This is a genomic window from Kitasatospora sp. NPDC004272 (assembly GCF_053603035.1).
Genome location: NZ_JBSGET010000254.1, coordinates 1 through 4,855, shown reverse-complemented (window position 1 = coordinate 4,855; position 4,855 = coordinate 1). Strand labels below are relative to the sequence as shown.

At 74.8% G+C, this 4,855-nt stretch carries 6 protein-coding genes; 2 read left to right on the top strand and 4 right to left on the bottom strand.

The genetic code is table 11. The features are described 5' to 3' along the window. Positions 1-118 precede the first annotated feature (118 nt). The gene (locus tag ACWEO5_RS38020; RefSeq protein WP_452166639.1) at positions 119-1,033 is read left to right on the top strand and encodes an SDR family NAD(P)-dependent oxidoreductase; all 915 of its coding nucleotides are present in this window, start codon (positions 119-121) and stop codon (positions 1,031-1,033) included. Positions 1,034-1,045: 12 nt separating this feature from the next. Next, on the top strand, positions 1,046-2,131 hold the full coding sequence (locus ACWEO5_RS38015; protein WP_452166638.1) for a polyprenyl synthetase family protein: 1,086 nt from the start codon (positions 1,046-1,048) through the stop codon (positions 2,129-2,131). A gap of 5 nt (positions 2,132-2,136) precedes the next feature. Here the strand turns inward: ACWEO5_RS38015 and ACWEO5_RS38010 are convergent, their stop codons facing one another. The 4 genes from ACWEO5_RS38010 to ACWEO5_RS37995 all read right to left on the bottom strand — a co-directional run. Next, complete coding sequence (locus ACWEO5_RS38010; RefSeq protein WP_452166637.1) at positions 2,137-2,922, bottom strand: hypothetical protein; 786 nt, start codon at positions 2,920-2,922, stop codon at positions 2,137-2,139. Next, the gene (locus ACWEO5_RS38005; protein ID WP_452166636.1) at positions 2,919-3,329 is read right to left on the bottom strand and encodes a hypothetical protein; all 411 of its coding nucleotides are present in this window, start codon (positions 3,327-3,329) and stop codon (positions 2,919-2,921) included. Before ACWEO5_RS38005 ends, ACWEO5_RS38010 begins: the two co-directional genes overlap by 4 nt. 255 nt (positions 3,330-3,584) lie before the next feature. Next, positions 3,585-4,187, bottom strand: coding sequence for a vitamin K epoxide reductase family protein (locus tag ACWEO5_RS38000; protein WP_452166635.1), 603 nt, complete (start codon positions 4,185-4,187; stop codon positions 3,585-3,587). Positions 4,188-4,191: 4 nt separating this feature from the next. Then, the coding region (locus ACWEO5_RS37995) for a DsbA family protein (RefSeq protein WP_452166634.1) at positions 4,192-4,855 on the bottom strand (664 nt) is incomplete at its 5' end.

Sequence of the window (4,855 nt, the reverse complement as noted above, 5' to 3'; positions counted from 1 at the left end):
TCTTCACCTTTCTCTTTTTTGTTTTTTTTTTTTGGTTTTTTTCGTCTCCCTGCCCCCCTCTTTTTTTTTTTTTTCTTCCAAACATCAAAGCATTCACGACCGGGGAGGGGAACGAACCATGGCCACCGCAGTGATCACGGGCGGAACGGACGGCATCGGCCGCGCCCTCGCCACCGCCTACCTGGAGCGCGGGCACCACGTCCTGGTGGTCGGCACCAACCCGGCCAAGGGCGAGGCGTTCCGGGCCGACGCCCACCGGCGCGGCGCGGGCGAACGGGCGCACTTCCTCGCCGCCGACCTCAGCCTGGTCGCCGAGAACCGCCGCCTGATCGCCCACGTCGCCGCCCACCACCCGGCGGTGGACGTCCTGGTGCTGGGCGCCCGCTACCACCGCTCCACCCGGGCCGAGACCGCCGACGGCCTGGAGAGCAACTTCGCCCTCCACTACCTCAGCCGCCACCTGCTCTCGCACGGCCTGCTGCCCCAACTGCGGCGCGCCGCAAGCCCCGTGGTGCTCAACTTCGGCGGCGCCGGACTGACCGGCCCCGTCCGCTGGGACGACCTCCAACTGCGCCGCGACTACCCCGGCACCGGCGCGCTCGGCCACGGCGGGGCCCTGTGCGACCTGCTCGCCGCGCACCTCGCCCACCTGCACCCCGACGTCCCCCAGGTGGTCAACCACCCCGGCGTGGTCGCCACCAGCTTCGCCGGCGAGTACGACCGCGCCACCGCCGCCCACGTCGACCGCCTGCGCGTCCAGGGCAGACCCGTCACCGAGGCGGTCGCCCAGATCCTCCCGCACCTCGACGCGCCCGCCGCCCCGCTCACCGCCGTCCTGGAAGGCCGCCGGGTCCGCACCGACACCCCCGCCTTCGACCCCGCCGCCGCCCTCCGCCTGCACACCGCCACCGAACGGCTCCTCGCCGAACTGCCGGCCGCCGCCGTCCAGGCCGCCGCTCAGGGGGCCGCTCAGGGGGCCGCTCAGACCGCCGCCCAGGGGGCCGCCGCCGGACCGTCCGGCCGTCCGGCGTGACAACCTGACGGGGTGAACGACGTCCTCAGCGCGGCCCTGCACCGCGCCGCCGACCACCAGCGCCGGTTCGAAACCCGCTTCGCGGCCTACTTCGACGCCCTGGCCGACCCGGCGACCGGCGCCCCGCAACCGCCCCCGCACGGCAGGTTCCCGGCCCGCGCCCTCGACCTGGTGCGGGAGCTGTCCCTGCGCGGCGGCAAGCGCCTGCGGGTCGCCCTGCTGCACGAGGCCGCCGCCCTGGTCACCGACCGCCCGGTGCCCGGCCTGGACCAGGCCGCGATCAGCATCGAACTGCTGCACACCCACGGCCTGATCCACGACGACGTCATCGATGACGCACCCGTGCGCCGGGGCGGCCCCTCCACCTACTACGCCTACCGGGACGAGTTCCCCGACCGGCCCGACACCGCCCTCGCGCTCGCCGTCCTGGCCGGGGACCTGGCCGCCTTCCTCGCCGTCCGGGTCCTGCTCACCGGCGACCTGCCGCCCGACCGCGCCCTGGCCATGGCCGCCGTCCCGATCGAGGCCGGGGCCGACGCCGTCAACGGCCAACTCCTCGACCTGGAACGCGACTTCCACCCCGAACCCGACACCGCGTTCCTGCACGCCGTCACCGAGTACAAGTCCACCCGCTACTCGGTGCTCGCCCCGCTGCGCCTCGGCCTGCTCGCCGCCGGCGCCGACCCCGCCCCGCACGACGCCGAACTGCGCGCGTACGCCACCGCGGTCGGCATCGCCAACCAGATCCACGACGACTGGCTCGACCTCTTCGGCGACCCGGCCGTCCTCGGCAAACCGCTCGGCACCGACCTCCGCGCGGGCCGCCGCAGCTACCTCGTCCGGGCCCTGCTCGCCGCCGCCGACGAGACCGGCCGCCGGACCCTGCGCACCGCCCTCGGCAACCCCGACCCCGACGCCCTCGCCCCCGTCCGCGACCTCGCCCGCACCCACGGCCTCGACCGCACCCTGCACGCCGAAGCCCTCCGGCACGCCCACCGCGCCGCCGCCCTGGCCACCACCTGGCACACCCGCTGGCGCCCCGGGGCCGTCGCCTTCTTCACCCACCTCCCGGCCTGGTCCGTCACCCGCGACCGCTAGGCCTTTCAGGCCGAGCAGGCGCGGAGCGCGTCCTCCCAGGCGCCGGGGCTGCGGTGGTGGTTCCGGTGCCCCGCGGCGAGCACGCGGCGCAGCGCGGCGAGGTGCCGGGTGCTCGCCGGGAGGTCCAGCCGGTCGAGGAGGGCGAGTGCGGCGGCCGGCTCCAGGTCGCCGTGGACGTCGTGGAAGCTCGTCAGGAGGCCGCGGAAGAGGGCCGGGTGCAGGGCGGGGAGCCGGGCGGCGGTGCGGTACGCGGGCTCCTTCACCGGCCAGCGGACCGGGCCCGAGCACTCCAGCACCCGGCGGGCCCGGCGGAGCAGGGCCGGTGGGGGCTCGGCCGGCAGCCGGGCCAGGTCGTTGCCGAGCACCTCGGCGAAGGCCGTCGCGGAAGTGGCGGGGTGCTCGAACCAGTCCACCCACAGCGAGTAGCTGACGGCCTCGGCGTCCCGGTCCGCCTCCAGCCGCCGACGGTAGCCGTCCCACAGCACGTCGGCCGGCAGCGGGCCGTCCGCGCCCTCGTGCGCGAACCGGATCTTGCAGGTGACCCAGTAGGCGTCGAGGAGGTCCAGCAGTCCGAAGGCCAGGCGCAACCGGTCGGCCGGCTCCAGGTCCTCGGCGAACACCTCGCCGGCCCAGGCGTGCGCCACCTGGTCGGCGGTGAGCACCGCGCCCGGCTCCCCGTCGCTCACCCAGCCGTCCCGCACCCGGCTGACGCCCCGGTCGGCCAGCCAACGCCGCGCCGCCTCCGCGGCCGGCTCCGCCCCGCCGGGGCCGGGCGGAACGGTCCGGCTCACAGGTGCCACCGGAACCAGTAGCCCGTCCCCTCCGCGTCGTCCCCGGCGCCGGTGCTCCGCAGCTCGCCCACCAGCAGGCGGGCGTCCTCCGGCTCCCGGCGGTGCTCCGCGAGCAGGGCCGTCAACTCGTCGTACCGGGGGTCCACCCCGTCCGGCCCCGGCCGCGCCCCCCACCGGGCCTGGATCGCCCACTGCTCGCGCTCCCACGCCGCCGCCTCCGCGGCCACCGGCCAGACCCGGTACCCGCCGGCCCCGTCCCCGGTGTACTGCCCGAAGCCGTCGAAGTAGTGCAGCGCACCCCCGACCCCCACCACTCCGGTCCGCGGCCCGTCGTACCACTCCAGTTCGACCAGCACGCGCTCGAAGCCGTCCGCGACCAGCCGCGCCTCGTCCCAAGTCCCGTTCACGGCCGCAGGTTACCGCTCCCGGCCCCGCCCGGGAACGTGCGGGCGGGGGCCGGGAGGTCGGAGCGGGCGCTCAGGTCGTCGACCCGGGGTCGGCTCGCGGAACCGCCCCGGCCCCGGCGTGCCGGTAGGCGCGTCCGTGCTGTCGGCCAGCCGCTCGACCGGTTCGAAGACCGGCCGGAACGCCTCGCCCGCGAGGGCGAGGACGATCTCCTCCTGGCTCGTGAAACAGCGGCGGGGACCGTCGGGCGTGGCGGGTCAGAGCAGGGTGGACCAGTAGTACCAGAAGCGGTTGAGGATCAGCAGGAGGATCACCAGGTAGGCGGCGGTCGGGACGAGCCACTGGAAGCGGAGGGCGGCCAGGCGGCGCAGGGCGGCCGGGGCGGGGAGGGTGCCGGTGCGGAGGTTGTGGACGGTGGTGTACCAGAAGGCGGTGATGACCACGGCCCAGACGACCATGCAGTAGGGGCAGAGGGCGCCGATCTCGTACAGGGCCTGGTCGATCAGCCAGGCGACGAAGCCGAGGCCGAGCAGGGTGCCCGCCTGGAGGGAGAGCCAGAACCAGCGGCGGTGGGCGGCGCCGGCGACCAGGCCGGCGCCGATGGCGGCGAGGGCGCCGAACGCGGCCAGGCCGATCAGCGGGTTGGGGAAGCCGAACGCCTCGGCCTGGGCGGTGCGCATGATCGAGCCGCAGCTGATGATCGGGTTGATGTTGCAGCTGGGCTGGTACGCCGGGTTCTCGATCAGCTTGAGCTTGTCGAGGGTGAGGACGGCGGAGGCGGCCAGGCCGATCAGGCCGGCGACCAGGAGCAGCCAGGAGTAGCCGCGGGAGGCCGGGACCGGGGTGCGGGCGGTGGTCACCGGGTCACCCGCCGATGGTCTGCTGGACCAGGGCGGTGAACTGCCCGCCGGTGACCGGCTTGCCGTCCTGGCCGATGACCGCGAGGGTCTTGCCGTCCAGCTCGACGGTCGGGGTGCCGGAGACGCCGCTCTTGTTGAAGGCGGTGGAGACCTTCGCCGCCCAGCCCTGGTAGGTGCCCTCCGTGACGGCCTTGGTGAACGCATCGGTCTTCAGGCCGGGGACCTGGCCGGCCAGGTCGAGCAGGTGGTTGACGTCGCCGAAACCGTCCTCGGACTCGGACGGCTGGTTGGCGTACAGCAGGTCGTGGAACGCCTTGAACTTGTCGGTGCCCTCGTTCAGCGCGGCGCCCGCCGCGGCCAGCGCGGTCTTCGAGCCCTTGCCGCCCAGGTTGTTGTCGAGGAACGTGGCCAGGTGGTACTCGATCTTGTAGTCGCCCTGGTCGGCGAGCTGCTGGACGGCCTGGCCCGCCGAGGTCTCGAACGCCCGGCAGACCGGGCAGCGGAAGTCCTCGTACACCGACAGGGTGTGCGCGGCGTCGGCCTTGCCGTAGACGACCACGGTGTCGTCGCCGCCCGAGGTGTGGGCGGGCGCGACGGCGGCCGTCGCGCTGCCGCCGTCCTTGGCGGCGGTGGAGACGGCGAGGGCGGTGCCGCCGGCGAGCACGGCC

Coding starts and splice junctions, on each gene's coding strand:
- ACWEO5_RS38020 (WP_452166639.1), top strand. CDS start 119: ATGGCCACCGCAGTGATCACGGGCGGAACGGACGGCATCGGCCGCGCC.